Consider the following 24149-nt stretch of genomic DNA (forward strand, 5'->3'; position numbering starts at 1 on the left):
ACTCGCGAACCATCCCGGTCCCTGAGTACGAATAGAGGATGCGGGATGGTGCGCGACCTCGATGGTGCCTAAGTGCCGAGGCTCGACCACCTGAGCAACGTGAAATGCCCGCTCATGGAGGGCACGTCAGCCCGGCCCGGCCGTTTCTGGCCGTCCCACCAGAAATCGGGCGGGGCAACGTAGTCCGAAAAAAAATAATGCAACCTGAGCCCAATGACCAAGGCAAAAGCCAGCCCAATTCCGAGGCGGCAGAATGAACGCCAACCAAGAACATGAAGAGGGATTTAAGGGCGAGAACACAGGTCAAGCTGCCCCGAGTACGCCCCCCTCGGCACCGGCGGTGGAGGCTCTGCCTCCCCATCGCAAGATGGGTTTTGGGCAGAGAATCGTTGTAGCCCTTCTCTTGACCGTGGTCCTGGTCCCTCCGGCGGCAGGGTTCTATAGTTATTTCTCCGGCATCCCTCTGCACTTGCTCGCGGGCAGCAATGAAGACGAAGAATCGGGCTCTTCCGCGCCTCCAGGCGTCTCGCTGGTCTCGGGCCGACCGCACACGCTCCAGGTCCCCGAGGAGGTCTCCACCGCCTTGGGGATCCGCAAAAACCAGCGGGACGAGGTCGCGATCGCGGAAGCGCCAACCAGGATGCGGCCGATCGTGCTGCCCGGTTCCACGACGCTCGATCCCACCCGTCTCGCCCGCGTCCGTGCTCGATTCGCTCCGGCCAAAGTGGTCCAGATTGCCCAGGTCTGGGATCACTCTCCCAAGACCGGACAAACGGAATTCCGCGAACTCAGGCAGGGCGACAGCGTATCGAAGGGTGATCTTCTGGGAATTTTTTACAGCGCGGACGTGGGGATCAAGAAGAATGATCTCCTGGACGCCCTGGTGCAACTGGAGCTAGATCAGAGGATCCTCGACGAGGCCGAGAAGCACTCGGAAGCGGTTCCCACCGTCTTCCTGAACACCTATTTTCGGGCCGTCCAGGGAGACCGCAACGCCATCGGCCGTGCCCTCAACAACCTCAAGCTGTGGGACATCCCCCAGAGCGAGATCGACGCCCTTCACACCGAAGCCAAGAAGATCAGTGCCGACAAGAACGCATGGTTCAAGTCTCCCGAGGGCCGGTGGGTGAAGGGGGAGAATCAAGCCAACGGAGGCAAGGTCGATCACGACAAGGAGACGGAGAATCCCTGGGGCCGGGTGACCTTGCGAGCGCCCTTCGACGGCGTCGTCGTCGAACGCAACGTCCACACGGACGAGATGGTGGTGGACAACACGGTCAACCTGTTTCAAATCGCCGACGTGAACCGGCTCCTGGTCATCGCCAGTTGCCCCGAGGATGAGCTGCCGGAATTGGAGGATCTTCGCGGCAGCGAAAGGCGGTGGACCGTGCACACGGTCGGCGTGGCCTCAGCCACAGGCCTTTCCGGAACGATTGATGAGATCGGCTATGTCATTGACCCCAATCAGCACACGGCGATCATCAAGGGGTATGTCGATAACCCAGGGAAGCGAATCCGGGCGGGACAATACGTCACCGCCACGGTGAACGTGCCGCCGCCGCACGACGTGGTCGAGATTCCGACGAGCGCCTTGGTGGACGACGGCCTGCAAAGCTTGGTATTCGTGCAGCCCGATCCTGCCCTGCCGCACTTTACGATGCGGCGCGTCCAGGTGACGCAGCGATTCGACCACACGGTGTTCGTCCGGAACACGCCGATCCCCAAGGAAGAGCAATTGACCGCTCAAGAGGCCGACGAGGGCCTCTTGCCCAAAGAACCCCTTCGGCCCGGCGAGCGCGTCCTCTTGTCCGGGACATTGGAGCTCAAAGCCGCCTTGCTGGACCTCGAGTCACGACCGGTGAAGCAGCCGACCGACCGCATCGCCAAGACGAGAGCACGTTCAAGGTCGGACCTCGAGTCGCAACGGGCAAAGAAGCCCAAGACGGGCACGGGCTAACAAGACGAGGATGATCCTCGATTCATCGGAAGGTTCGCCATGGTTCGCAAGCTTATCGGGTGGGCGCTCGAGAACCCGATCGTCGTCATCCTCCTCGCTGTCTTCCTCGCGATCATCGGTGTCTTTTCTTTCCTCAACGTCAACGTGGAAGTCTACCCCGACCCTGCGCCTGCAATCGTCGAAGTGATCGCGCTGTTCCCCGGCGCATCCGCCGAAGAGGTCGAACGACAGGTCACCGTCCCCCTGGAAGTGACGTTCGCCGGCATGCCCGGCTTGAAGAAGATCAACAGCAAGTCGCTGTTCGGTCTGAGCGACCTCAAGATGACGTGGCACTACGGCAACGCGTACACGTACGAGACGGCTCGGCAGGAAGTGATCAACCGCATGAGCACGATTTCCCAGCCGCTGCCGAGCGGTGTGACCCCGGCCATTTCGCCAGAGTCACCCACGGGGGAAATCTTCCGCTACGTCTTGAAAGTGCCCAAAGATGCTTCCGGGCGTGAGCTCTACACCCTGAACGACATCAAGGCGATGCAAGACTGGGTGCTGGAACGTGAATTCCGGAGAGTGCCCCGCATCGTCGACGTCACCAGCTTCGGCGGCACGGTGCGGCGCTACGAGGTTCAGCCCGACCCCGACCGCCTCCGCCGCTACGGCATCACTCTGGGCCAGCTTCAGGCCACACTGACGAACAGCAACGCCACGGTGGGGGGCGACTACATCAACCCGGGCCAGGTCGCCATGACAGTGCGAAGCGTCGGCCTGTTCGGCGGTGCTCTGGACCCGGTGAACAAAGTGCTCGGCCTGAAGAGTCCGGCCGCTGCCGCCACCATCCTCCGCGCGGAGGAGTTGCGCCGGATCCGGGAAATCCGCAGCCTGGTCATCAGCTCGGTCAACAACCAGCCGATCCGTGTCGACGACGTAGTCGAAGGCGGCCGACTCTCCCCTGGACAATTGCCCGGCGAGCAGGGCGTGGTCGTCAGCCACCAGACACGCCTGGGGCGAATCGGTTATTGGCGGGCCGACCGCGAGCGGCCCCCGAGATCCCCCCTGTCGATCGCCGACGTCGGACACGACGAGGACGATCGGGTAACCTGCATCGTGCTCCTGCGCAAGGGAGAGGATACGTTACCCGCCCTGAAAGACGTCAAAGCCAAGGTCCAGCAGCTTAACGAGCCGACCTCCGGTCGGCTGTTGCCCGGAACAAAGATCGAGACCTACTACGACCGCACGGACTTGCTCAACATCACCACGGACACCGTGACGGAGAACCTCCTCACCGGCGTCGCGCTCGTCGTTATCATTTTATTCATGTTCGTAAATAACATCAAGACTGCGATCATTGTCGCGATCAACATCCCCCTGGCGCTCTTGTTCGCGTTCACCATGCTCTACGTCCGTGGTAAGTCGGCGAACTTGCTCTCGATCGGGGCGGTCGACTTCGGCATCATCGTCGACTCCTCCGTCGTCGTGGTCGAGAACATCTACCGCAATCTGGCCGCGCACAACTACCCCGACTTACCCATGAAGGAGCGGATCCTTCGCTTCGTGAAGGAGATCGACCACGCGCTGATGTATTCCGTGTTGATCATGGTCTGCGCCTTCGTACCGCTGTTCGCCATGACCGGCCCGGAGGGAGCGCTCTTTGGCCCCATGGCACAGACATATGCCTTCTCCCTGGCTGGCGCCTTGGTGCTTTCGCTCACGCTGACGCCCGTGTTATGCATGCTCCTCTTCAAACGTTTCAAACCGGTCGAGGAGAACTTTCTCGTCCGCGCCTTGAAATTCCGCTACCTGTGGAAGCTCCAACTCTGCCTGCGATACCCCAAAACCACCTGTGCCGTGATGGCCTTCTTGATCGGCGGCACCGCATGCTTGGTCCCGCAACTGGGACGTGAGTTCATGCCGGAGTTGGAGGAGGGGAACTTATGGCTTCGTGGGATCGGTCCCCTCAACATGAACCTGGATCACCAGGCGGCGATCGCCAAGCAGGCGCGGGCCATCATTGCCCGCTTCCCCGAGGTTGAGTCGATCGTGACGCAAAGCGGCCGGCCCGACGACGGCACGGACACCGAGGGGTTCTACAGCGGCGAGTACTTCGTGCCGCTACGGCCCCAGAAAGACTGGCCCAGGCTGGTGCCACAGACCGGCTGGCGGCGGTGGATCTGGGGTTCCACCCGCGCGCGAACGAAACGAGAGATCGTCTTCGCGATGAATGCCGACCTGGAGCGCGTCATTCCCGGCGTCGTGTGGAATTTCTCACAGAGCATCCGGGATAATGTGCTCGAGGCCCTGTCAGGGGTCAAAGGTGACAATTCCCTCAAAATCTTCGGCCCGGACTTTGACCAGTTGGAACTGCGGGCCGCCAAGGCCAAGAACATCTTGCAAGAGATCAAGGGAGTCGCAAACGTGGGTGTGTTCCACGTCCGGGGGTCGTCGCACCTGGAGTTCCGCGTCGATCCGGAGAAGTGCCAGAAGTGGGGAGTGACGACGGCGGACGTCAACAACGTCGTCAGCAGCGCCGTGGGTGCTAAGGCCATGTCCAGCATGGTCGAGGGCGAGAAGCTGTTCGACATCTCCACACGCTGGCCCAAATGGCGGCGGACCGACGAGACGTCGATCCTGGATATCCCGGTGGACATCATCAACAACCAGGTGGTCCTGGCGCAGGGTTCTGGCTTCACCCCGACCGCCAGTGGGAATGCGTTGCCGCCCCCCGCAATATCCGGCAGCCTGGCCGACACGTCCAACCCGATCAGCAGCACGCCACGAATCCGGCTGGGAGACCTGGTCACGCCAGTGGGAGCAGACTACGCGCCGGACCCCAACGGCCACTTCTATCGCGCCGGCGCCTCGACCATCTACCGCGAGCAGGGCAAGCGTTTCATCGCCATCAAGTTCAGCGTCCGGGAACGCGACCTGGGCAGCGCCGTGGACGAAGCCAAGGCACGAACCAAGGACCTCTTCAAAAGCCCGTACGAGGGGGTCTGGAGTGGCGAGTTCGAGCAGATGGAGGAAGCCAACGGCCGGCTCATGTGGATCATTCCCTTGTCGCTCGCCCTGATCTTCATCCTGCTCTATGCGGCGTTCCGCTCGTTCCTGGACACGATCGTGATCTTCAGCAACGTCTTCGACGTGGCGGTGGGAGGGGTCTGGTCCTTGTACCTGACCGGGACCAATTTCAGCGTCTCCGCAGCCGTCGGCTTCGTCTCCCTCTTCGGGATCGCGATCATGGAGGGCCTCCTGCTGATCTCCTATTTCAACGCCCTTCGCATCCAGGGCCTCCCGGTGCACGACGCCATCGTCCAAGGTTCTCTCAAGCGGGTCCGCCCCGTGATGATCACCGCGATGACGGCCATCCTCGGGCTCTTGCCCGCAGCTGTTTCGACGAAGATGGGCAGCCAGACGGCGAAGCCGTTGGCCATCGTCGTAGTCGGCGGCATGGCCGTGACGCTCTTGCTGGACCGTTACCTGATGCCAGTGCTCTACAGCTTCTACGGCCACCGCGAGCCGCCGGAGGGGGGTGGGGGAATGGCCCATTGATCCTGAACTTCTCGACGACTTGAGAGTCAGACAAAGACATCTCCCCACCGCGATTTCGACGAGCAAGGGGCTTTGCAACCCCGGAGAGCCTGCAAAGCATCTTCATTTGACTTGTTCTCGCTCCCAGTCGCGCACGGCCAGGCCAGCACGATCGTCACGTCTCGCAGCCGGTTTCTCCAACCCCGGTCCCACTCCCGGAACCATATTGGTCCGGCCCACTCCCCTCGATTGAGCATGGCTGAAACCGGCCTCTGGCCGTCAAATTCGCAACAAACCGCAAAATCCAACCAGATTTCCTGATGTCCTCGGCGGGTGTTGCCGATAGGGAGGTGCAGGCACGACGGCAAAGAGTTGAAGAGGTAAAGCACAATGGGACAAAAAACCACAAAGCAGCGACCAGGCAACGAGACAGGCCAGAGCCACGATTCACCTGCAAGTGCGGCTACGGTCAAAGTGACTCTCCATCTTGCCGTCGAGACGGCTCAGCGCCTCGGTGTTGAGTCCGCGATGCGGCGGATCTCTCAGTCAGCGATCGCCGAAGAAGTGCTTGCGGCTTACCTGAGCCGCTGGCAGCTCCCCGACGTGACAGACCCGAAGCGGCTCGAAGCGGGTTGAGTTGAGATGGCTGTTCGCAGCCGCTCGACCGGGACAACCCAGGCAAACACCATCAGGGCCGGATCTCGTTCGAGACCGGCAGAGGGAGCATCGCTGAATCGACTGCCCTAATACCCGTGGCCTCGGGGTACGGAGACCCTGCGATGTCGATGCGTGAGCCAGTGTTGGTCGGCCTCCTTCTGCTGATGAGCGGTTGTCACACACCGTCACTGCGGATGATTGACGAGTCCGTGGCCGCCATCGTCACCCATCCCTTTGACGAAGCGCCAGCTCCCACTCTGCAACCGGTCGACGCCCCGCGTACTCCGCAGGGTGCGGCGCCAGCGTCCAGTGCTCCGAGCCAAGAACGGCCACTCCCCTTGCCCCCGCCCGATGGAGCCTCCAGTCCGTTCGGCGCGGTGCCGGCCACCGTACCGAAACCGGTCGACAACCCGCCGCGCACCGACGGTCCGCCGCCAGTGACCACGACTCCAGGCCAAGGTGGACAGAGTCCCGAATCGCCCCCCGACGATGTCGCTCGAACCTCCTTCACCCAGGTCGACCGGGCTCCTCCTGGCCAGACGGCGCCACCGCTCCGCAAGTTCGAGTTGGCGATTCCAAAGGAGATTCCGGGGGCGGAGACACCGCTTGTCAAACTCCCCGACGAACAGGCGGGGCGTGCAGAAGCCGTCACCCGGCTCTTTCCGCAACTGCCCCCACTGCCCGAGGAACCCGCGCCGCTGCTTGGCCCGAACGGCCGCCCGTATACCCTGGCGGACCTCCAACAACTTGCGGCCGCCAACGCCCCGGCGCTCCGCCAGGCGGCAGCCGACGTCGAAACGGCCAAGGGGGTCATGCAACAGGCCGGCCTCTATCCCAACCCGACGATTGGCTACGAAGCTGGCCCCAACGCCAACAACACGGCGACCGGTACGCAAGGGGTCTTCATCGACCAGGTGATCAAGACCGGCGGCAAGCTGAAACTTCAGACCGCGTCGGCGCAGATGAATTTTCGAAACGCGGAGCTGGCACTCAGGCGGGCTCGCTTCGACCTGGCCACCACGATTCGGACGGACTACTACAATCTCCTGGTCACCAGGGAAACGCTCCGCGTCAACAAAGCCCTGGCCCACTTCACCGACGAGATCTTCCGGCTCCAGGCCGACCTGCTAGCGGGTGGGTTTACCGCCAGCCACGAGCCTGCGGCCCTGCGGTCCCAGGCCTTCATCGTTCGCCTCGGGTACAAGCAAGCGATTGCCAACTATGTGTATGCCTGGAAGCAGCTCGTCGCCGACATGGGCCTGAAGCAGTTGCCGCTCAGCGCAGTCGAAGGGCAGGTGGATCGGCTCATCCCGCACTACGACTACGACGCCGTCCTCGCCCACGTTCTCCGCAATCACACGGACGTGCTCACCGCTCGCAACACGTTGCAAGGGGCTCGTTACGACCTCAAGTTTGCCCAGGTCACTCCCGTACCCGACGTCGAGGTTCGCGGCGACATCTGGAAAGAGAACACCGTCTTTCCGTTCCAGAATTTCCACGCCCTGTCTGTCGGCATCCCGTTTCCGATCTGGGACAGGAACCAGGGTAACATCCGCGCGGCCTCCGCCACCCTGGTTCGAGCCGCCGAGGGACCGCACCAGGTCGAGGTGGCCCTGACTAACGGACTCGCCGCCGCTTATGCCCCTTACAAATCCAACCTGCTTGCCATGGAGTATTACCGCCGTAACATCCTGCCCGACCAGGTGCGCTACTACCGAGGCGTCTTTGAACGGCGAAAGATCGACCCGGGCGTGGCCTTCGGAGACCTGGTGCAGGCCCAGCAAATGCTCGTCGCCGACGTCACCGCCTACCTGGGCGTCCTGGGATCCCTCTGGACCTCGGTCGTGAACGTAGCCAACTTCATCCAGACGGACGACCTGTACCAACTCGGCAAGCCGCTGGAACTCCCGCAACTGCCCGACTTCGACGCGCTGCACCCCTTGCCATGTCCTCATCCTCAAACGGCCAGTTCACCGAGCGAAGTACGGCCCGCCACGATGCCGGTCCCAAGCGCGAGCGTGACGGATCCAGGCCCGTCGGCAAACGGCCTGGAACAAACCCGGCCGGTTCGCGAGCCCCAGCCTGACGTGCCGCCAACGCCCCCCCTAATTCCACCGGCAGTGCGCCCCTCTGAACCGCCTTTCGCGACGGACCGTGCGCGACCCTCGAGCGCGGCAAGTTCAAGGAGTTTGTCATGATCAAAATGACACATCTACTTCTGGCTGGTGCCGTCGCTTTCGCGTTCTCCGACGTGGCCCTTGCGCAAGCCCTTCCCGGCGAAGCCACGGCCCACCACGCAGCCTTCTTCGCCGAAGACCCTGCGCCAACCGCACTCCCTGCGCCTTTGCCCGCCGAGGGGGATGTCGGTATTGGCGGCGGAGTCCTCGAGGCATTACCCAAGCCCGGCGACCTGCCGGCCTCCCTGTTCGCGCCGCCCCCGCCCCCCTCGATGGGAGCCCTGCGCGTGGATGCGCCCTATTTTGTTCCTGACCGGCTGCTCGACAGCCCGGAATCCCCCCCGGGCTGGTTCTCCGGGATCGAGCTTCAGATCCTCAAGCCACACATCCTCAACGGGTTGAGTGGCACCGTAAGGAACCAGGCGCAACGGGCGAACAGGACCTCGACCACCGTGGCACTTCCCAGCGCCCCGCTGGATTGGGCCGTATCTCCCCGCGTCTTTCTCGGTTATCGCCTCCCCTCCGGGTTTGGCGAATTCATGGTGGCCTACCGGCATCTGGGAACCGAGGGCAGGGGGAGCCTCCCAGGCGCGCAGGGAACCTCAACCCTCAACAGCCGGCTTGCTTTCGACATGATCGACTTCGATTACAACAGCCGCGAATACTCCCTCGGACCCGACTGGGACATGAAATGGACGCTCGGGATTCGTTCCCTCTTCATGTTCTTTGACTCACGGCTGAGCGCACCCATCGGCCAATCAGCGACCTACAACGGCATCTTCCAAGCGCGACAATACAACAACATCGCCGGGGCCGGCCCACATGCTGCGCTGGATCTGGTCCGCCACCTGGGGGATACGGGGTGGTCGCTTGATTTCCGGGCCGATTTTGCCAGCGTCTTCGAGGGAAGCCACGTCGGATTTCTCACACGGTCCACAACACTCGGCCCGGATGGTCGGCCCTTGCCCGGCGAAACACGCCGCTTCGGCACCCAGGACTCGCCGATCCTCAACGTCCGGGCGGGCGCCACTTGGCAACCCTCACCCCACAGTGCCACACGATTTTTCCTGGGCTACCAGTACGAGCGCTTTTGGGCCTTGGACAGTCTTCCTTCGACGGCCAATACCCCCCCCTCGGTCGGTCAGCTCTGGCAGCAAGGCATCGTTCTGCAAGCGACTTTCAACTATTAAAGAAAGAGCTCACTCGGTAAGCCCTCAAGGATCTTGGCCGGACCGGCCGAGCCAAGATCCTCCGAAACCAGTCGCGCGACCAGCCCAGCCGTAATTCCCTCGGCCTCCTGCCAACTCCTCGGACCTGCGATCTTCCACGCGGAATTACGGCCGGGCGACTTTCTGAACTCTCGGCCCAATCTTCGACGTCAACAAGCGAGCCGGAGGCACGACGAAACCGGCCTTTCCGGGAGTTGAAGCCTCGTTCCAAGGCGTGGCCCGTCGATTTCCAGCCACAAAGTCAGAGCCGGTGTCAGCCCATTCCTCAGCCTTTGTATTGGGAGAGGAAGTGGCCCCGCCGAAAACGCCTAATTAAGCACGAACACTCAGGCTTATGTCAAGAGGGAGCGACATCCGCTTTGATTCCCTAGGCCACAACATGACTTTGAATCATGTTCAAAGCTTCGAGAGCCCGACGCCAGTCCACCGGCAGGTCATCCATGCCTTTGCCTTCTGGGAACGAGAAATACCCCGTCACATCGTCATGAAGGAGCTTGAACCAGAAGACACCGTCCTTTTTCAGGGAGATATAGGTGACGAACACGTTGCCCGGCTCAGCAAACCTCTGGTTCGTGCCATCGAGGTACGAGGTGGGCACGCCCAGGTGAATGTGATCGTCCTGATTGTTGGCCGGATAGAAGGCGTTGGCCTGACTGGGCTGGCTGTAGCCGGCCCGCTCCAGGGTCGAAATGGCGATTTGCAGGTTGCGCATGGTGCTCTCCCACTCCAGGTTCGGCCCGGCGGTATCGCATGGCGGCCTTCTCCAGGCTCCCACGCTCCCCGTGACCTATGAATTCAAATAGAAGGTATTGGTGGAATCATTGAAGCCAACATTCACTGCTGGCTGCTGTCTCGTCAGGCTGATACTCAGCGCGTTATCCGGGACCGCCTCCATAACGGTGCCACACTCCTCGATCGATGTGAGGAAGAGCCAAATCTCCCCCGTCGGTAGGAAGTTGGCCGTCTCGTTATTGAGCACGGGAAGCGCATTCAGCGGGGCGAACGCCTGCACGCTGTTGACCGTCGCCTGCTGGGCCAGGCCAAAGCTGAATGGAGGCGTCGGCATCTGGTTATCGAGGTTGTAGGTGTCGCCCAAGCCCGAGGCCCCGGTGAACTGCCCCTGCGCGAACGTGTACAGCCAACCAAGCTGGATCGGGTTGTTCGTCTGCCCGCTTATCTGGATCGTGGCGCCGAACTGCAGGGGCGTGGCTGTAGCGTAAAGCAAGCAGTCTCCGTTCCAGGTCACCACGTTCTTCGAAAGCGGCTTGAAGACAAGCCAGGTGATCGGCAGCGTAGTACCGCGGATCAGAGCCGCCTGGGCAATGATGTTGCTGATCAGCGCCACCGATTGGCCGGCCGCGTTGATCGTGCTCAGGCCAGCCGAGTCGATGGTGATGCTGATTGTGTACGTCATGACTCTGGAGAGTGACTCCTCCTGATGTTGATCGACGAACGGCGAGCCGTCGATCGGTCGCCCGCAGGCCCGATCGACAGCGCATCCTCCCGGGCCGAGAGGCGGTCGAGCCGCCTCTCGGCCCAGGTCGGCTTCATCATCGCGCTGCACCTTCGAGCTGGCTCCGGGACGATCGGAGCCGCCCCGCAAGCCGGCCGGACAGCGAATTCTGGAAGAACGTGTTATTGGAGTCGTTGAACCCGACGTTCACGGTCGGATTCTGGCTCGACAGCATCACCGTCAGGGCGGTGCTCGCGACCTGGCTGATCACACTGCCGTTGTTGCTGTACGACGAGAGGAAGATCGAGACCTGCTCCTGCGGTGTGAACGAAGCCTGTTCGTTGTAGAGAACCGGGACCGCGTTCAGCGGGGCGAACGTTTTCACGCTGTTGACCGTCGCTTGCTGAGCCAGGCCGAAACTGAAAGGGAGGTTCGGCATCTGGTTGCTCAAATTAAATGTGCTGCCGGTGCCCGAAGCCCCGGTGAACTGCCCCTGCGCGAAGGTATATAGCCAGCCGGCCTGGATCGCGTCGTTGGTCTGCGAGGTCATTGAGATCGTGGCGCCGGACTGCAAGACCGTGGTGGTGGCGTAGAGGAAATAGTTCTCAATCCAGGTAATCTCGTTCACCTCGAGCGGCTGAAAAGCGATCCAGGCGACGGGCAGGTTGCCCGAGGAGACAGGATTCGACTGGACGCTCTTCACAAGCGTGACGTACTGGTTGGCATTGTAAATTTGCGTCAAACCACCTTGATCGATACTGATGTTGATTTGATACTGCACGTCTGTCTCCTTGTCTCGATGAAGGTCTCTGTACCGACGAACTCTGCCACTCCGCCCGCGGAGATGGACATTCGTCGGAGACGTCCGGACGCTAGGGGGAGAGCTCCGGGACGAGCGAGGAACGCTTCTGATTGTTCGGCTCCACGCCCCGATCACCTCGTTGGATCAGGCGAAGGGAGCGGCCTCGGAAGGGAAGGCCTGGATCGGGACATGGCCGATCGATCGTTGAGACGGGTCCGAGCGTTGCTTCGATCGGGTCCATTCGGCGGGCATCGCTTGCGGCCAAGGCCGCCGGTGCGAGCCTGCTCGCCCCACGCTCGTTGTCCACCAAAGAAGTCGCGGCCGGCGCCGGAGTGTTGCGCACTATTTTCCGCGAAATTCCCAAGGGTTCTCAGAGAGCAATGGCAGAGACCACGATGACTCAGATCCCTATCATTGCCGAGATCCACCGGATTTCTCAGCGACGAGCGGCGCAGGTAGGCCTCCCGTCTGCTGGCCTGCTGAGGACTTCAGAGATCTCCCGACACCACGGCTTCCAACCTCCCCAGCCTGACAGGAAGTCGATGCAGCGAGCATTCCAGGAGGCGGCGCAGCGTCCTCGTGACACGATGATAGCGAAAGCGGGCCTGCGCCGGCGTCATCCCCAGCGCCGCGGCGATCTCCGCCATCGACCGCCCCTCGTCCCAGCGCAGCAAGAAGACCCGGAAGCTACTCTCCGAAACAACATCAGGCAGCCGCGCCACCACCGCGCGCACCGCCGTGCAAAGCACCTCTCGTTCGAGGAGGGTGGCCGGGTCCTCGGCACGACCGTCGCGAAGGCCGGCAAGTACCTCGGTGCTCAGGCTCGCCATGGGACGACGACACTTCCGGCGGATCACGTCCACCGCCTTATTCCGGGCCACCACCGACAGCCAGTTCCTCGGACGCCGGGGAATCTCGGAGTCGCCGAAACCCTGCAAATGCAGGAGAACTTCCTTCCAGATCTCCTGAGTGCAATCTTCGCGATCCTGCTCCCCGAGTTCCCAGGGGGCAATCGAACGTCGGATCAGCGAGGAGAAGGCACGGAAAAACTGATCCCACGCGTGCGTCATCTCCAGGCTCGGCGCAACCTCCCCGGCCCGACATTTCAAATAAGCCCGGACCTGCTGGAGAAGCTCGGGGGCGATCTGCTCGCAGGACGGGAAAGTCATTGTGTCTCCATCCGTACTTGTTTTCATCACCTCGCCTATCGAAAAACGTAAACCGCATATCCGTCTCCACGCGATATACGGCTGGAGCTGCGGATCGACACGGCCTCGGTTCCGACCCACCATCTCCTGGGTGGCATGTACGATGAAGGGTGAGGCGATCGCGTGGAGGATAACACCTCCCATTCACCAACGTCCTCAATCATTTCGCGGGCAGTCGCCACGCATTATCCCTCTTCAATCGAGCGGGGCTCCGCCTTCCAGGCTCGCGTTGTTTTCAATTCACTATACATTACCGCACTGGCCTAATTAAACCTTAGCCAGCATGATTTCTATAACGTGGCTGCAATTTCTGCAACAGAATTCTTTTCACGTATCGAATACACCTATATTTCTTGCCTTCAATTGTTTCGATTTGCAAGTCCTCCGATGTTAGCCCCAATCAACAGTCGTCGGTCCTTGAGATGCCAAGTTACCGCAGAATCTGAATCTGCGAGCGTGGTCCCGACAGCCTGGCCGTAAACACCGTCACCGGAATGGGGATTGCCCTGAATCGGACAGAAGTGACGGACGCACGCGGACCATCCACGTTCGATTGGGGTGGATCGAAATCGAAGCCGTGGTGTGATCGAGGCGAGGTTGCGAGCGTCGCGAAGTGTGACTGACCCGCAAAACTTCGAACTTGATAAGAAGAATACGGGCGGGTCGCCCGCGATCCCTGGGAACGGGACCAAGGCGGTTATCGCACAGAGGCATGCCGAAATTGGGAGATCTGCGAGGAGCGAAGCAACGCTTTGTCTCGTCACGTCAACGGGGTCGTGAACGCATCCGCAATGAGGGCGACTCCCGCTCTGCCTAACGTCGCGAGTCGCCGACCCAGTAGCGTGGACCGGAGCCGTAGCGGCCGGCACGGTCGCCGGGGTTCGCGAACTCGCACCGATCCAGCGACAGGCAACCGCAGCCGATGCATCCGGTCAGCCCCGCCCGAAGCCGGTGGAGCTCGGCGATCTGCTCGTCGATGCGGCCGACCCAGGCACCCGAGAGTTCGGCCCAGTCCGAGCCCTCAGGCACCCGATCTTGCGGCAACCTTGTCAGCTCCACACCAATCTCCTCCAGCGTCATCCCGATCCGCTGGGCGAAGACGATAAAGGCGATCCGACGGAGGACGTCCCGTGGGTATCGACGATGCCCCGAACCCGCCCGTTCGGATTTGATCAGGCCGCGCTCCTCGTAGAACCGGAGCGCCGAGGCCGCCACTCCACTGCGCCGCGAGACCTCGGTGATGGTGAGCAGATCGGTCATGGCCCGAAAATATCACGTCTTACCTCTTGACTTCAAGTTCACTTGAACTTGTAGGATCGGGTTGTCTGAGGCGGAATCACCCGAATCGAGCCATGGAGGATGAACATGGGCAGCGTCATTCTTGTCACTGGGGCAACCGGAAATGTGGGCCGACGCGTGGTCTCTGACCTCCTCAGGACGGGGGCCCGAGTCCGTGCGCTGACTCGTAACCCGGACACCGCCAACCTGCCGGCAGGGGTGGAGGTCGTGCGCGGCGACCTGTCCGTCCCTCGTTCACTGGACGGGTGTTTGGCAGAGGTCGAAGCCGTATTCCTTCTCCTGAGCTCCCCAACTTCCGCTGAGACCGCGCCAGCATTCTTGGAGACGGTCGCAAAGCAGGCGCGACGCATCGTCTTCCTTTCATCGTCGGCCATCCGCGACGACGTCGAACAGCAAACCAATCTCATCGGTAAGATTCACGCGGATCTCGAACACCTAATCGAGCGGTCCGGGCTGGAATGGACTTTCGTGCGGCCCGGCGCGTTCGCCACCAACGCCCGCGGATGGTGGGCACCGCAGATCCGGGTAGGCGATGTTGTACGCTGGCCGTACGGCGCGGCGGTCACCGCACCGATCCACGAGCGGGATATCGCCGCCGTGGCAGCGCGAGCACTCACCGAGACGGGGCATGAACGGGCGAAATACGTGCTGACCGGCCCTGAGCCCCTGACCCAGGCAGACCAGGTGCGGACGATCGGCGAAGCAATCGGCCGCCCCTTGCGATTCGAGGAGATCTCACCGGAGACCGCGCGACAGCAGATGCGCGCGTTCATGCCGCCCCCCATCGTGGAGGTCCTGCTCGAGGTCTGGTCAAAACTGGTTGACGAACCAACACCGATCACAAATACGGTTGCGGAGATCACAGGGACACCGGCGCACACATTCCGCGAGTGGGCGATCGATCACGCAGACGACTTCCGACGGGCTTCCGAAAACTCCAACTCTCCCTCTCAGAAATCCTAATCCAACCCATATATTCATGAAAAACAAAACATTTTTGTTTTTCATGAATTCTTTACATTCGATTTTATCGATAGGCAAAATAGGCGTTACACGTCCCGGTGTTGGCGTCGCTGCGATAAGCCAGTGGACCGTGGGGACTCCCCAACGTCAGGACGCAACGGTTGAGGCTTGGTCCAAGGCGTTGGGGTGCATCCCATGGCCGCAAGGCTTACTCTCGGACTTGTGCGCCGATGAAAGTCCTGACCGTCACGGATTGGAAGAGGAGGGGGAAGGGGAGAAACCAGACCGGTATCCTCGAGACACGTCGGCCCAGGACGCTTTCTCCCTGGAAAACACTCGCGAAGGAGCTCTCTGAGTTGTAACGTACATCAATTCGGCATCAACAACAGGGGGATATCATGTCCAAACGAGTTCTGCTTCTTTTCAGCCTTGTCATCCTGGTCGCCATTTCTGGTCAGGCACCGTCAGAACAGCCAAAATCGAATCAATTGGGGCAGCCTGCCCCGATCGGACTGCAATCGCCGAAGGAATTGGCGAAAGCCCGGCTCGAACTGGCCCGCCAAGCGTTCGCCGTCATGAAGTTGAATCAAGAGAGGGGCGTTGCGCGAGGCGATCATGACCTTTGGTCACTCCGCCTGATGGAGGAAGAACGCAATGCAAGCGGCAACAAGGCCGAGCGGATCGCCGCCGTTCAGGCCCATCTGGACCGCGTGAAGAAATGGGAGGCGGAGACAGCCCGCTTGTTCAAGGGCGGGGAAGTCGATCTCATGCTTTACATGGACACCCAGTGGAAACGACTGGAAGCGGAGTCGTTGTTGGCGAAGGAGAAGGAAGAACCACAAGGGAGCCTTTGACGATCATCGAAACAGAAATGCCGGGTCCTACGATCCCCTGAACGAGGTGTTCCGACAAGCTACGTCCCCGAACATCATCGCATCGGCTGGCACGCAACGCCAAGGTTAACCATGGTAGCCGTCCAAGAGCCCGGCATCTCGGCTCAGCCCGAGCAGACAAACAAGACAGCAATTTCGCAAGTCCGAATATCTTTTACACACAGACGCCGGGCACTTCCAAGTTGATGCCAACAGTAACGGTTCGCGTCAAGAGCATCAAAAATCACGACACGCCATCACTTAAGCATTTTTTTACGAACCAGACATTTTGCCCAGCCATCCAGCCCATGAATCGGAAGAGGATTCCAGGCCTGCCCCAAGGCGGAAACCACCCACGATAATGGACCTCGGCATCAATCAGGGGGAGACTTGCGCGTGCGGCACGAGCTCACGAACGCGGTGTCCCCGGCTCTCGATAACCATCTTGCCGTAGAGCAGGCCGAACCAGAGCACCCAGGCCAGGACGAGCCAGCCTCGCCAATCGAAGGGGCGTGCAAGTGCGGACGGGTGGTCGAGTTCAGATCGGTGCATGGGGCGATTCCTCACGGTGCATCCGGGCCCACCAGCGTTTGGCTTCGCGATAGACCCGCTCAGGTTGCAGGCCAGCCATACAAGGGTGATCGGCCAGCGGGCAGACCTTTTGATGGCAGGGGCGGCACGGAACCTTGTGGCGCAAGACCAGGGAACGGCGGGACCAGGGGCGCCACTGGCCGGGGCGGTTCGTACCGCTGAAGAGGACGACCGAGGCGATCCCGGCGCAGGCCGCCAGATGCGCAGGGCCGGAGTCGGAACCGACGAACAGGTCGGCGCGTTCGAGGAAGGCGGCCGTCTGGGGCACGGTCAACCGCCCGGTCCAATCGCGGAGATTGGCGTGGGGGATCATCCCTTCGGCGACGGGTGTGTCCTCGGAACCGCCGACCAGAACGACACGCCAGCCGTCGTCGAGGAAGCGGGTAAGCAGCGTCTGCCAGTGCTCGGCCGGCCAGCGCTTCGCGGCCATCCCCGCACCAAGGTGCACAGCGAGCAAAGGAGCTTCAGCACCGAACCGGCCGGCGTGCAGCCAGTCGCCCTCGTCGCTCCAGGTCGTTGGCTCCGACACGGCGGCGAGGGTCTTCACACGCCCCCCCACGTAGCGCTCACCCCGGCTTCGCGTAGACGACTGGCTCATCGCCTTGGGCGCTCGTTCGGGCCAATCGTCACGCAGCCATTGGCCGACGAGCACACGGTCGTGATCCGTCGAGTGCACGACAACCCGCGCGGGCTCATCGTCAGGAATCCCGAGCGTTTCGAGAAGTGCGAGACGCGAAGCCACCTCGTGACGGCCCGGCACCCAATCGGCGATGTCGGTGAGCAGGAACCCACCCCCACCCATCGCCCAGCCGACCCGGCGAGGGATGCCCGCCAGGGCCAGGACGAGGACCGAGAGAACGTCGCCTCTCACGTCGATTCCGAGGTCGTAGCCCGCGCCTCGGAGACGAGAACCGAGCTCCCAGACCGCGGTGCCCAGGGCCCAGTGTCGACGTCTGCGTGCAAACCAGTTGCGCGCGGCGAGCCGGACGTGATCGACGTTCGGGTCAGCCTGGAAGACCTCGACGTTGCTCGGCGAGGCCAGGACGTCGATCGTCGCATCGGGATAAGCCACGCGCAAACGGGCCAGCAGCGGACTGCTCAACACGGCATCGCCCAGGTGGTCGAGTTGAACCACAAGGATCCGCCTTGGCGTCTCGACCTGAGGCGCAGGGCGAAACTTGCGCCAAAGGCGCATGCCGAGCGATCCGGCCGCGTCGATCGCGTGGACCAGGATCCGCCACTTCAGCTTGCTGTAGCGGTAACGGCGTACGGGAACGGGCTTGGGCTCAGCCGGCGATCTGGTCATAAACCTCCGCCGTTCGCTGGGCCACATCCGACCAGAGGAAACGCGAGCCGACGTGCGAGGCCAGGCGAGGGTCCGGGCCCGCTTCCCAGCTCTTCACAATCGCCCGAGCAATCTGCCTGGGGCGATCAGGGCGAGCATACTCAACACGCTCACCAAAGTATTCATGCGTGCATCCGAAGGGCGTAATCACAACGGCACAGCCCGCCAGGGCGGCTTCCAAGGCAGCGAGGCCCGGCGTCTCGAACCAACTCGGCAACGCAAAGACGCGAGCCGCTGCGTAGGCGGAGGCCAGGAGCGGGTTGTCGTGGTACAGAGCGTCAATCCAGAGGACGTCTTGGTCCCCAGCCCGGCGGCAGGCGGCCGCGTAGGCTTCACATCCGGGCGGCGGCGAACCGATGACGACCAGCGGCAAGCCGGCCGTGGAAACCGCCTCCACCAGCCGCAGAACGTTCTTGCGCGGTTCGATCCGACCTACGTAGAGCACGAAATCCCTGGTCCCGTATTCCGACCTGAAGAGGGTGGGAGAGGCGTGAGTGAACGTCGACTGCACGCCGTTGGGGACCACGCGAAACCGGCCCGGCTCGATCGCGAACAGCCGGATGAGCTGACCGGCCTCGGCGACCGAGTTGGGCAGGATCACATCGGCCAGGTTCAGAAGCGCCCGACGCCAGCTCGGCCACCGGGGAGCCACCCGTTTGACGACCAGCTTCGCGAGGTCGAAAACTTCACGGGTCCGGTTGGGGGCCAGGAAGGCGATCGCTCGCGGCTCGTACCAGCAGATCGGCGAGAGCACCACGCGGATCCCCCGCGCCTGGGCCACCCGAGCCAGTTCGAGCCCTTCCCGCGACATCCCGAACAGGTGCAGGAGGCGGGCCTCCTCGAGCCGGTCGATCCAAGGGGAAAAAAGTCGAACGGTAACGCCAAGGTCTTCGAGCTGCTTACCGGTCTGGACAAGTTGGTTCTCACCACCACCCGGAGCCTGGAACGCAGACGTCGGCGCGTGGAAGAGGACCGAATCCGGCTTCATCGCCCCTTGCGATCGCGCGGAGGTCCAGGCCGAAGGCTGGATCGCTCTCATTTCGTATCCCTCCCGTTCGGCTCGTCACGCCACCATCGCAGCCCTTTCTTGACCCGATCGGTCAGCGTGCTCGAGGGGAGATCCGCAAGCGGGGTAACCGTCTCCCAGTCAAGCGCCTTGCGGACAGCCGACTTGAGGCTCGGGGTCCGGCGGACGACGGTCGGAGCAGGGAGGTCGGCTCGGACCTCGCGACGCTCGTAGGCGAGATCCTCGAGGTGGACGATCGTTCTCGGCCCTGTGACGGGCACCGTCGCCACGTGTTGGCCACGGACGATCTCGACGGCCATGGGGAAATCGCCGCTCCAGTCGTCGAACTGAATCTCGAATCGCCCCTCCGGCTTCGGTAGCACCGACCACCGCCGCTCGGCCCGCCAACGCCACCACTGGGCAAAGTCGGTCAGGGTGGCTCGCCAGACATACGGTTCGTTGGCGATCACGGCCGCCAGTTCGGCCAGCACCTCGGGGAACCGAGCGAGCCGGCGTTCCGGATGACCGTAGACGAACGCAGGCTCACAGGCGTTGATCTTGGACCGGACCACCCTGGCAAGATACTGCGCAACCGCCCGGCCGTTGTCGGCCCCCGCTTCGATGAAGAGCCCCTCGCAGACGGGGTGGATTGGGATTTGGAGCACCGTCGAGAACCGATCGCCAAGCCAGGGGAAGAACGGCAAGTCGTCGAAGCCGAGCTGAAAGTCGGAAGAATAAAGATATCCGAGTTCTTCGAGGACCTCATCGAGCCCGGCATTCCAACGCCCGTGCGGCGCGGCGAAGCCGACGGGCGTCATCCCGGACTCCGCGAGCGTGCGGTGGGCCCGCCTCAGGTTGCGCCGATTCGCAGCGGGGTCGCGGTAGATGACGTGATGATGCCCGTGCGACTGGCTATCGAACCGGAGCAAGTCGGTGAGCACCGCAGGATGCTCGCCGTAGGCCCGCGTACTGACAAAGTGGGTCGTGCAATCCTCCAAAGGGCGGCGGGCGCGTGCAAATCGCGCGTAGTCGTCGGGGACCGATTCATCGAGGTCGGCCCGAAAGTTAAACGCCGATCGGTAGGGGAACGGGAAGGCGCTCAGCCGCACCCAGAGTCCGCCGGCCTGCCCAACCGCGTGACGCAGACGTTGCACGATCCGACGCCGGATCCCGGCTTTGGGGATTCGGCCGGCACGCTCGGTCAGCGCGAGCCCGGTCACCTGCCACGACTGGTGCGCGGCCCTCGTATCGACCAACGCCTGGAAAGGGTCGCGGCGATCCTCCTGGCGCAGCAGGTCGATGTCGAGCGCAACGTGGTCGGGGGTCAATGTGGCCCGAACTCGGGACGCCGCGATTCGCCGGCCGTCGTAGAGCACGAAGCGGCCGCGCTGGAACGCCAAGGGGTGCGTGGCCTGCACGCGAGAGCAGGGGATCCCCTCCTGCGCCAGGATCAGGTCGAGTCCCGGAGGTGTCTCCCAGAGCAGGAGCGGCAACGACGGCAAGTTCGAGGTGTAGATCTGATTCATGCAAAACTCCCGGCAACCCTCGCCGTCCAAAGCGTCATCAAGCGAGCGCGAGGGATCTGCCGGAAGAGCCGGCGATCCGCTTCCTTGGGGGAAAGAATGTGGTCGACCTGCACCTCGTCGAACCAACGCCCCAGGCGAGTTCGAAACCGTCCCGGCCAGAACCAGCGCTCGCGAACAGGGCTATTGAGCGGATACATCCAGAGCCCCCGGATCTCATCGATCCGCTTCACGACCAGGCCAGGGAGCCAGGGCCGTTCCGCGTTCAAGGCCCCGGCGTTCTTGTCCACGATCGCCAGGATCCCCCCGGGGCGGAGCACACGACGTGCTTCGCCCAAGACCGCGTCAATCGCCGCGAGATGCTCGAAGACCTCGACCGCGATCACAGCGTCGAACGTTCCTGAAGCGAACGGCAAGCGCCGGGCCGATCCGCGGACCCGAGCGATCCCGCAAGCGTCGGCCAGCATCGCGGCCGAGAGGTCGATCCCGACCAATTCGGCCCCCGCCTCGGCCAGCGGCCGAGCGAACCGCCCCTTGCCGCATCCCAAGTCGAGGACACGCCGGCCGCGCAAAGGTTCGAGACGATTCTTCAACGCAGCCAGCCGCACGTCATCCACCGCCACGGTGGCCTTGAAGCGTTGCTGCTGCCGGTCGAACTGAGCGGCCACCTCGGCCTCGTGGCAAGCCGTCACGACGCCCTCCTCATCTTGAGCCGCTCGCGGTACTTCCAGTCGCGAACCGCCACCGAGAACCCGGACAGGGCGCAGAAGACGAACCCCTCGAGGCCGTCGCGAAACCCTTGTTTCCCCAGGTAGAGCTTGGCGAACGTCCAGAAGGGCCGGAGCGCCGACTCGGTCCCGCGATAGGGGCGAGCTTCCCGCTCAAGCTTAATCGCTTCCAGACTCGTGTATTCGTTGACCTTACGAAGAAAGGTCTGCATGTCGGGAATCGTCCGATGCTGCAGCGCCTGGCTCAGAGTGCCCACGGTTCCTTCGAGGGTCACCGTCTCATGGACTGCGCCCACCCAGCGGCCAGCGCCCTGGCGGAACAGGCGAAGCGGCAGATCATACTGCGTGCCCGAGTAGGAGAACGAACGGCCGAGGATCACGCTCCGAATCGGGACCCGGAATCCGTTGTGCGAGCGCTTCGGGTCGGCGGTCAGGCAGCGAATCTCGGCGGCCAGTTCAGGGGTCGCCCGCTCGTCGGCGTCGATGGCGAAGACCCAATCGCCCGAGGCCAGCTCGAGCGCAGCGTTGCGCTGGCTGGCGAAATCGTCGAACGTGCGGACCTCAACACGGTCGGCAGCTTGTTCGGCAATCGCTTGCGTCCGGTCCTGGCTGGCGCGATCAACGACCACGATCACCTCGTCGGCCCAGGCGACCGACGCAAGGCAATCCGGTAAATTCTCGGCCTCGTTCTTGGCCAGGATCAGGGCGGAGATCCGCGTGTCAGGCATCACGGACCACCTTCCCCAAGCCGCTCCCCAGCGCCCGGACCGGGAAGTAGACGGCATAGACGATCAGCGCGGCGTCAAGCCGCCCGATGGCCGCCAAGACGATCCAGAGATGCCAGCGAATATCGGCGTGGCCCATCAAACGAACCCACGACTTCAGCCTGGCTTGACGCAAGACCACAGGCAGTGAAGCGGTGACGGCCGGCGAGATGTGGGGCGATCGCGCGGTGCCGGTCTTCTCCTCGGTCTGCCCCACGGTGGTCGTCACCACAAACAGATACTTACCAATGCCATAGAGCATACCAAGGAGGAGCCAGCCGGGATGCCCGTCCCTCGCGAACGCCGACCAGGCAATGGCGGCGTGCAAGGCCATGTCGCCCAGTTCGTCGAGCGTCGCATCGAGCCAGCGGCCCAGCTCCGAGGCCGTCCCCTGAATCCGGGCCAGGTGACCGTCGGACGTGTCGAGCACCAAAGCCAGGGCCAACGCCAGGGCTTCGGCCAGGTGCGCCCATGGTGTCGGCCGCAAGAACGCGACTGCGAGCGCGGCCCCCACCACCAGCGAAGCGGAGGCGAAAGTGATCGCGTTGGGTCGGATCCGGGTGGGGCGCAACAGCCGAGCAATCGTCTGGGCGGGGAACAACGCCCAGTAGCGGCCCAGCGGCTGGTACGACTGCCGCCGGGTCAACTCGGCCTCGGCGCCGCTGAGGCCGTGCGGTTGATCGAGCCGCCAGAGCACGGCCGACTCGGGATCTTTCCCCTTCCGCAAGGCGCGATGGAGTCGTTGGAGATCGTAGAGCCGGTCGGTCCTCAGGATGGTCGCGTTCTCGGGCGGCGGGCCGGTGGCGAACACGTACTGAGCCGCCGAGCGATCGGCGAGCAAGTCGCCCAGCCTCGGATGCTCTTCGAGGCGGGCGTGGATCACGACGGTCGCGTCGTCCAGGTTCCTCGCCATGTCAAGGAGGTGCCCCAGGACGCACCGACCCTGGACGAGCTCACCGGCCAGGGGTCCGTGGGGACCTCTGGGGCGCGCATCGATCACCAGTGGAAAAGTCGGACGGGGCATTTGTCGCCTCCTTGCGACGGGTCATTCACCAACCCACGATCACCAGTGGAACCGCTGAAAAAAAGCCTCCTGCCGAGCGATCCAGCGACCGCTCCCCACAGCCAGAGCACGACGAGCCGTCCGGACATGCCCGAGTCGCGCGAGGGCCTCCACAAGAGCCACGGCGAAATCCGCGCGACGCGAGGCGAGGTCATGGGCCAGCCGCACCGGGAGCCAGGCCAGGTGCGCGGCGAGCCGACGCCCGCCCAGGTTCTTCCAAGCAAAGATCAAGCTGTTTCGAGCCGCCAAGCGATCGCAGCCCGAACGTCCGAACGCCGGCCCGAACGACCCGAATCCTTTGTGGTAGGCCAGCGAGCTCGGGACATAATACCCCTTCCAGCCGGCCATCCAACCGCGAAATCCGAGGTCGAGGTCCTCGATCCGGCCCGGGAAATAGAGCGGATCGTAACCGCCGAGTGCCAGGAACTTCTTGCGATCGACGGCCAAGATCGGGCCCGAGGCCGCGGTCAGGTCAGCCTGATCGAGGCAAGACTCGTGGCCGGGGACCCGGCACATGCCTTGAACCAGGCCATAACGGGTGCGGACCCGGGTCCGCATCCCCTCGTACTCAGCGCCGTCGAAGGTCCAGCACTGCGGGGCCGAGAACAAGGCGTCGTCATGCTCATCAAAGGCCGCCAGCAGAGGTGCCACGGCATCGGGGGCGAGCTTGATGTCGCTGTTGAGCAGCAACACGACCGGCTCGTCCAACCGGGCGAGCACCGCGTTGAACGAGGCCAGGCCCCGATTGGGCTCACAGATCAGGCCGACACTCGGCCAATCCCGGGCGAGCAGTTCCAGCGACCCGTCGGTCGAGCCGTTGTCGACGACCGTGACCGCGCAGGGAACTGGGGTCCGTGCGGCGGCCGCGACGATCGACGGCAGGCATTCCGCCAGAAGCTCGCGACCGTTGTAGTTGAGTACCAGGATGTGCGTTCGGTCGGCACCCACGGGGTCCATCCCTCGTGCCAGCAGAATGAGTCCCGCGCATGT

The 24149-nt window shown here is 62.9% G+C and carries 20 protein-coding genes; 7 read left to right on the forward strand and 13 right to left on the reverse strand.

Annotated features, from left to right (window positions below; genetic code table 11):
- Positions 1-253 precede the first annotated feature (253 nt).
- From SINAC_RS14435 to SINAC_RS14455, 5 genes are all read left to right on the forward strand, one after another.
- Positions 254-1957, forward strand: coding sequence for an efflux RND transporter periplasmic adaptor subunit (locus tag SINAC_RS14435; protein ID WP_015246376.1), 1704 nt, complete (start codon positions 254-256; stop codon positions 1955-1957).
- 39 nt (positions 1958-1996) lie between these two features.
- Positions 1997-5500, forward strand: coding sequence for an efflux RND transporter permease subunit (locus SINAC_RS14440; protein ID WP_015246377.1), 3504 nt, complete (start codon positions 1997-1999; stop codon positions 5498-5500).
- A gap of 369 nt (positions 5501-5869) precedes the next feature.
- Entirely contained in the window at positions 5870-6115 is a 246-nt protein-coding gene (locus SINAC_RS14445; protein WP_015246378.1) for a hypothetical protein, read from the forward strand.
- Positions 6116-6258: 143 nt separating this feature from the next.
- Positions 6259-8334 (forward strand): TolC family protein, encoded by a 2076-nt coding sequence (locus SINAC_RS14450; RefSeq protein WP_015246379.1) that lies wholly within the window; start codon positions 6259-6261, stop codon positions 8332-8334.
- Positions 8331-9503 carry a hypothetical protein gene (locus SINAC_RS14455; protein WP_015246380.1) on the forward strand — a complete coding sequence of 391 codons (1173 nt, stop codon included), beginning with the start codon at positions 8331-8333 and terminating at the stop codon, positions 9501-9503. The genes SINAC_RS14450 and SINAC_RS14455 overlap by 4 nt, the downstream gene beginning before the upstream one ends.
- Positions 9504-9909: 406 nt before the next feature.
- On the opposite strand, the gene SINAC_RS14460 is transcribed toward SINAC_RS14455, so the two are convergent.
- The 5 genes from SINAC_RS14460 to soxR form a co-directional block, all read right to left on the reverse strand.
- The gene (locus SINAC_RS14460) at positions 9910-10254 is read right to left on the reverse strand and encodes a hypothetical protein (RefSeq protein ID WP_015246381.1); all 345 of its coding nucleotides are present in this window, start codon (positions 10252-10254) and stop codon (positions 9910-9912) included.
- Between the two features lie 75 nt (positions 10255-10329).
- The gene (locus SINAC_RS14465; RefSeq protein WP_020466142.1) at positions 10330-11106 is read right to left on the reverse strand and encodes a hypothetical protein; all 777 of its coding nucleotides are present in this window, start codon (positions 11104-11106) and stop codon (positions 10330-10332) included.
- Complete coding sequence (locus tag SINAC_RS14470) at positions 11093-11776, reverse strand: hypothetical protein (protein WP_015246383.1); 684 nt, start codon at positions 11774-11776, stop codon at positions 11093-11095. The genes SINAC_RS14465 and SINAC_RS14470 overlap by 14 nt, the downstream gene beginning before the upstream one ends.
- A gap of 509 nt (positions 11777-12285) precedes the next feature.
- Positions 12286-12966 carry an RNA polymerase sigma factor gene (locus SINAC_RS14480; protein WP_020466140.1) on the reverse strand — a complete coding sequence of 227 codons (681 nt, stop codon included), beginning with the start codon at positions 12964-12966 and terminating at the stop codon, positions 12286-12288.
- Between the two features lie 852 nt (positions 12967-13818).
- Positions 13819-14265, reverse strand: coding sequence for a redox-sensitive transcriptional activator SoxR (gene soxR / locus SINAC_RS14485; protein ID WP_015246385.1), 447 nt, complete (start codon positions 14263-14265; stop codon positions 13819-13821).
- A gap of 105 nt (positions 14266-14370) precedes the next feature.
- Between soxR and SINAC_RS14490 the strand changes: the two genes are divergently transcribed.
- Both SINAC_RS14490 and SINAC_RS14495 read left to right on the forward strand, forming a co-directional pair.
- Positions 14371-15267 (forward strand): SDR family oxidoreductase, encoded by an 897-nt coding sequence (locus tag SINAC_RS14490; RefSeq protein ID WP_015246386.1) that lies wholly within the window; start codon positions 14371-14373, stop codon positions 15265-15267.
- Between the two features lie 398 nt (positions 15268-15665).
- Positions 15666-16121 (forward strand): hypothetical protein, encoded by a 456-nt coding sequence (locus SINAC_RS14495; RefSeq protein WP_015246387.1) that lies wholly within the window; start codon positions 15666-15668, stop codon positions 16119-16121.
- A 396-nt stretch (positions 16122-16517) separates the two neighbouring features.
- Here the strand turns inward: SINAC_RS14495 and SINAC_RS40595 are convergent, their stop codons facing one another.
- From SINAC_RS40595 to SINAC_RS14530, 8 genes are read right to left on the reverse strand one after another with little or no spacing between them, the layout of a single operon-like run.
- Complete coding sequence (locus tag SINAC_RS40595; RefSeq protein ID WP_015246388.1) at positions 16518-16691, reverse strand: hypothetical protein; 174 nt, start codon at positions 16689-16691, stop codon at positions 16518-16520.
- On the reverse strand, positions 16678-18036 hold the full coding sequence (locus tag SINAC_RS14500; protein ID WP_015246389.1) for a glycosyltransferase family 9 protein: 1359 nt from the start codon (positions 18034-18036) through the stop codon (positions 16678-16680). Before SINAC_RS14500 ends, SINAC_RS40595 begins: the two co-directional genes overlap by 14 nt.
- Positions 18017-19114 (reverse strand): glycosyltransferase, encoded by a 1098-nt coding sequence (locus SINAC_RS14505; protein WP_015246390.1) that lies wholly within the window; start codon positions 19112-19114, stop codon positions 18017-18019. Before SINAC_RS14505 ends, SINAC_RS14500 begins: the two co-directional genes overlap by 20 nt.
- Complete coding sequence (locus SINAC_RS14510; protein WP_015246391.1) at positions 19111-20607, reverse strand: polysaccharide deacetylase family protein; 1497 nt, start codon at positions 20605-20607, stop codon at positions 19111-19113. Before SINAC_RS14510 ends, SINAC_RS14505 begins: the two co-directional genes overlap by 4 nt.
- The gene (locus SINAC_RS14515) at positions 20604-21296 is read right to left on the reverse strand and encodes a class I SAM-dependent methyltransferase (RefSeq protein WP_015246392.1); all 693 of its coding nucleotides are present in this window, start codon (positions 21294-21296) and stop codon (positions 20604-20606) included. The genes SINAC_RS14510 and SINAC_RS14515 overlap by 4 nt, the downstream gene beginning before the upstream one ends.
- Positions 21293-22060: a glycosyltransferase family 2 protein gene (locus SINAC_RS14520; protein ID WP_015246393.1), complete on the reverse strand. Its 768-nt coding sequence runs from the start codon at positions 22058-22060 to the stop codon at positions 21293-21295. Before SINAC_RS14520 ends, SINAC_RS14515 begins: the two co-directional genes overlap by 4 nt.
- Positions 22053-23120, reverse strand: a complete 1068-nt coding sequence (locus SINAC_RS14525) for a CDP-alcohol phosphatidyltransferase family protein (RefSeq protein WP_015246394.1) — start codon at positions 23118-23120, stop codon at positions 22053-22055. Before SINAC_RS14525 ends, SINAC_RS14520 begins: the two co-directional genes overlap by 8 nt.
- Positions 23121-23159: 39 nt before the next feature.
- Positions 23160-24116 (reverse strand): glycosyltransferase, encoded by a 957-nt coding sequence (locus tag SINAC_RS14530; protein WP_020466139.1) that lies wholly within the window; start codon positions 24114-24116, stop codon positions 23160-23162.
- Between the last annotated feature and the right edge of the window lie 33 nt (positions 24117-24149).

This window comes from Singulisphaera acidiphila DSM 18658 (assembly GCF_000242455.2).
GTDB lineage: Bacteria > Planctomycetota > Planctomycetia > Isosphaerales > Isosphaeraceae > Singulisphaera > Singulisphaera acidiphila.

Excerpts from the sequence above, each read along its gene's own strand:
- SINAC_RS14455 (WP_015246380.1), top strand. The coding sequence starts at position 8,331 with ATGATCAAAATGACACATCTACTTCTGGCTGGTGCCGTCGCTTTCGCG.
- SINAC_RS14490 (WP_015246386.1), top strand. The coding sequence starts at position 14,371 with ATGGGCAGCGTCATTCTTGTCACTGGGGCAACCGGAAATGTGGGCCGA.
- SINAC_RS14510 (WP_015246391.1), bottom strand. The coding sequence starts at position 20,607 with ATGAATCAGATCTACACCTCGAACTTGCCGTCGTTGCCGCTCCTGCTC.
- SINAC_RS14500 (WP_015246389.1), bottom strand. The coding sequence starts at position 18,036 with ATGACCAGATCGCCGGCTGAGCCCAAGCCCGTTCCCGTACGCCGTTAC.
- SINAC_RS14450 (WP_015246379.1), top strand. The coding sequence starts at position 6,259 with ATGTCGATGCGTGAGCCAGTGTTGGTCGGCCTCCTTCTGCTGATGAGC.
- SINAC_RS14435 (WP_015246376.1), top strand. The coding sequence starts at position 254 with ATGAACGCCAACCAAGAACATGAAGAGGGATTTAAGGGCGAGAACACA.
- SINAC_RS14530 (WP_020466139.1), bottom strand. The coding sequence starts at position 24,116 with ATGGACCCCGTGGGTGCCGACCGAACGCACATCCTGGTACTCAACTAC.
- SINAC_RS14440 (WP_015246377.1), top strand. The coding sequence starts at position 1,997 with ATGGTTCGCAAGCTTATCGGGTGGGCGCTCGAGAACCCGATCGTCGTC.
- SINAC_RS40595 (WP_015246388.1), bottom strand. The coding sequence starts at position 16,691 with ATGCACCGATCTGAACTCGACCACCCGTCCGCACTTGCACGCCCCTTC.
- SINAC_RS14480 (WP_020466140.1), bottom strand. The coding sequence starts at position 12,966 with ATGACTTTCCCGTCCTGCGAGCAGATCGCCCCCGAGCTTCTCCAGCAG.
- SINAC_RS14460 (WP_015246381.1), bottom strand. The coding sequence starts at position 10,254 with ATGCGCAACCTGCAAATCGCCATTTCGACCCTGGAGCGGGCCGGCTAC.
- SINAC_RS14525 (WP_015246394.1), bottom strand. The coding sequence starts at position 23,120 with ATGCCCCGTCCGACTTTTCCACTGGTGATCGATGCGCGCCCCAGAGGT.
- SINAC_RS14520 (WP_015246393.1), bottom strand. The coding sequence starts at position 22,060 with ATGCCTGACACGCGGATCTCCGCCCTGATCCTGGCCAAGAACGAGGCC.
- SINAC_RS14495 (WP_015246387.1), top strand. The coding sequence starts at position 15,666 with ATGTCCAAACGAGTTCTGCTTCTTTTCAGCCTTGTCATCCTGGTCGCC.
- SINAC_RS14445 (WP_015246378.1), top strand. The coding sequence starts at position 5,870 with ATGGGACAAAAAACCACAAAGCAGCGACCAGGCAACGAGACAGGCCAG.
- SINAC_RS14505 (WP_015246390.1), bottom strand. The coding sequence starts at position 19,114 with ATGAGAGCGATCCAGCCTTCGGCCTGGACCTCCGCGCGATCGCAAGGG.
- soxR (WP_015246385.1), bottom strand. The coding sequence starts at position 14,265 with ATGACCGATCTGCTCACCATCACCGAGGTCTCGCGGCGCAGTGGAGTG.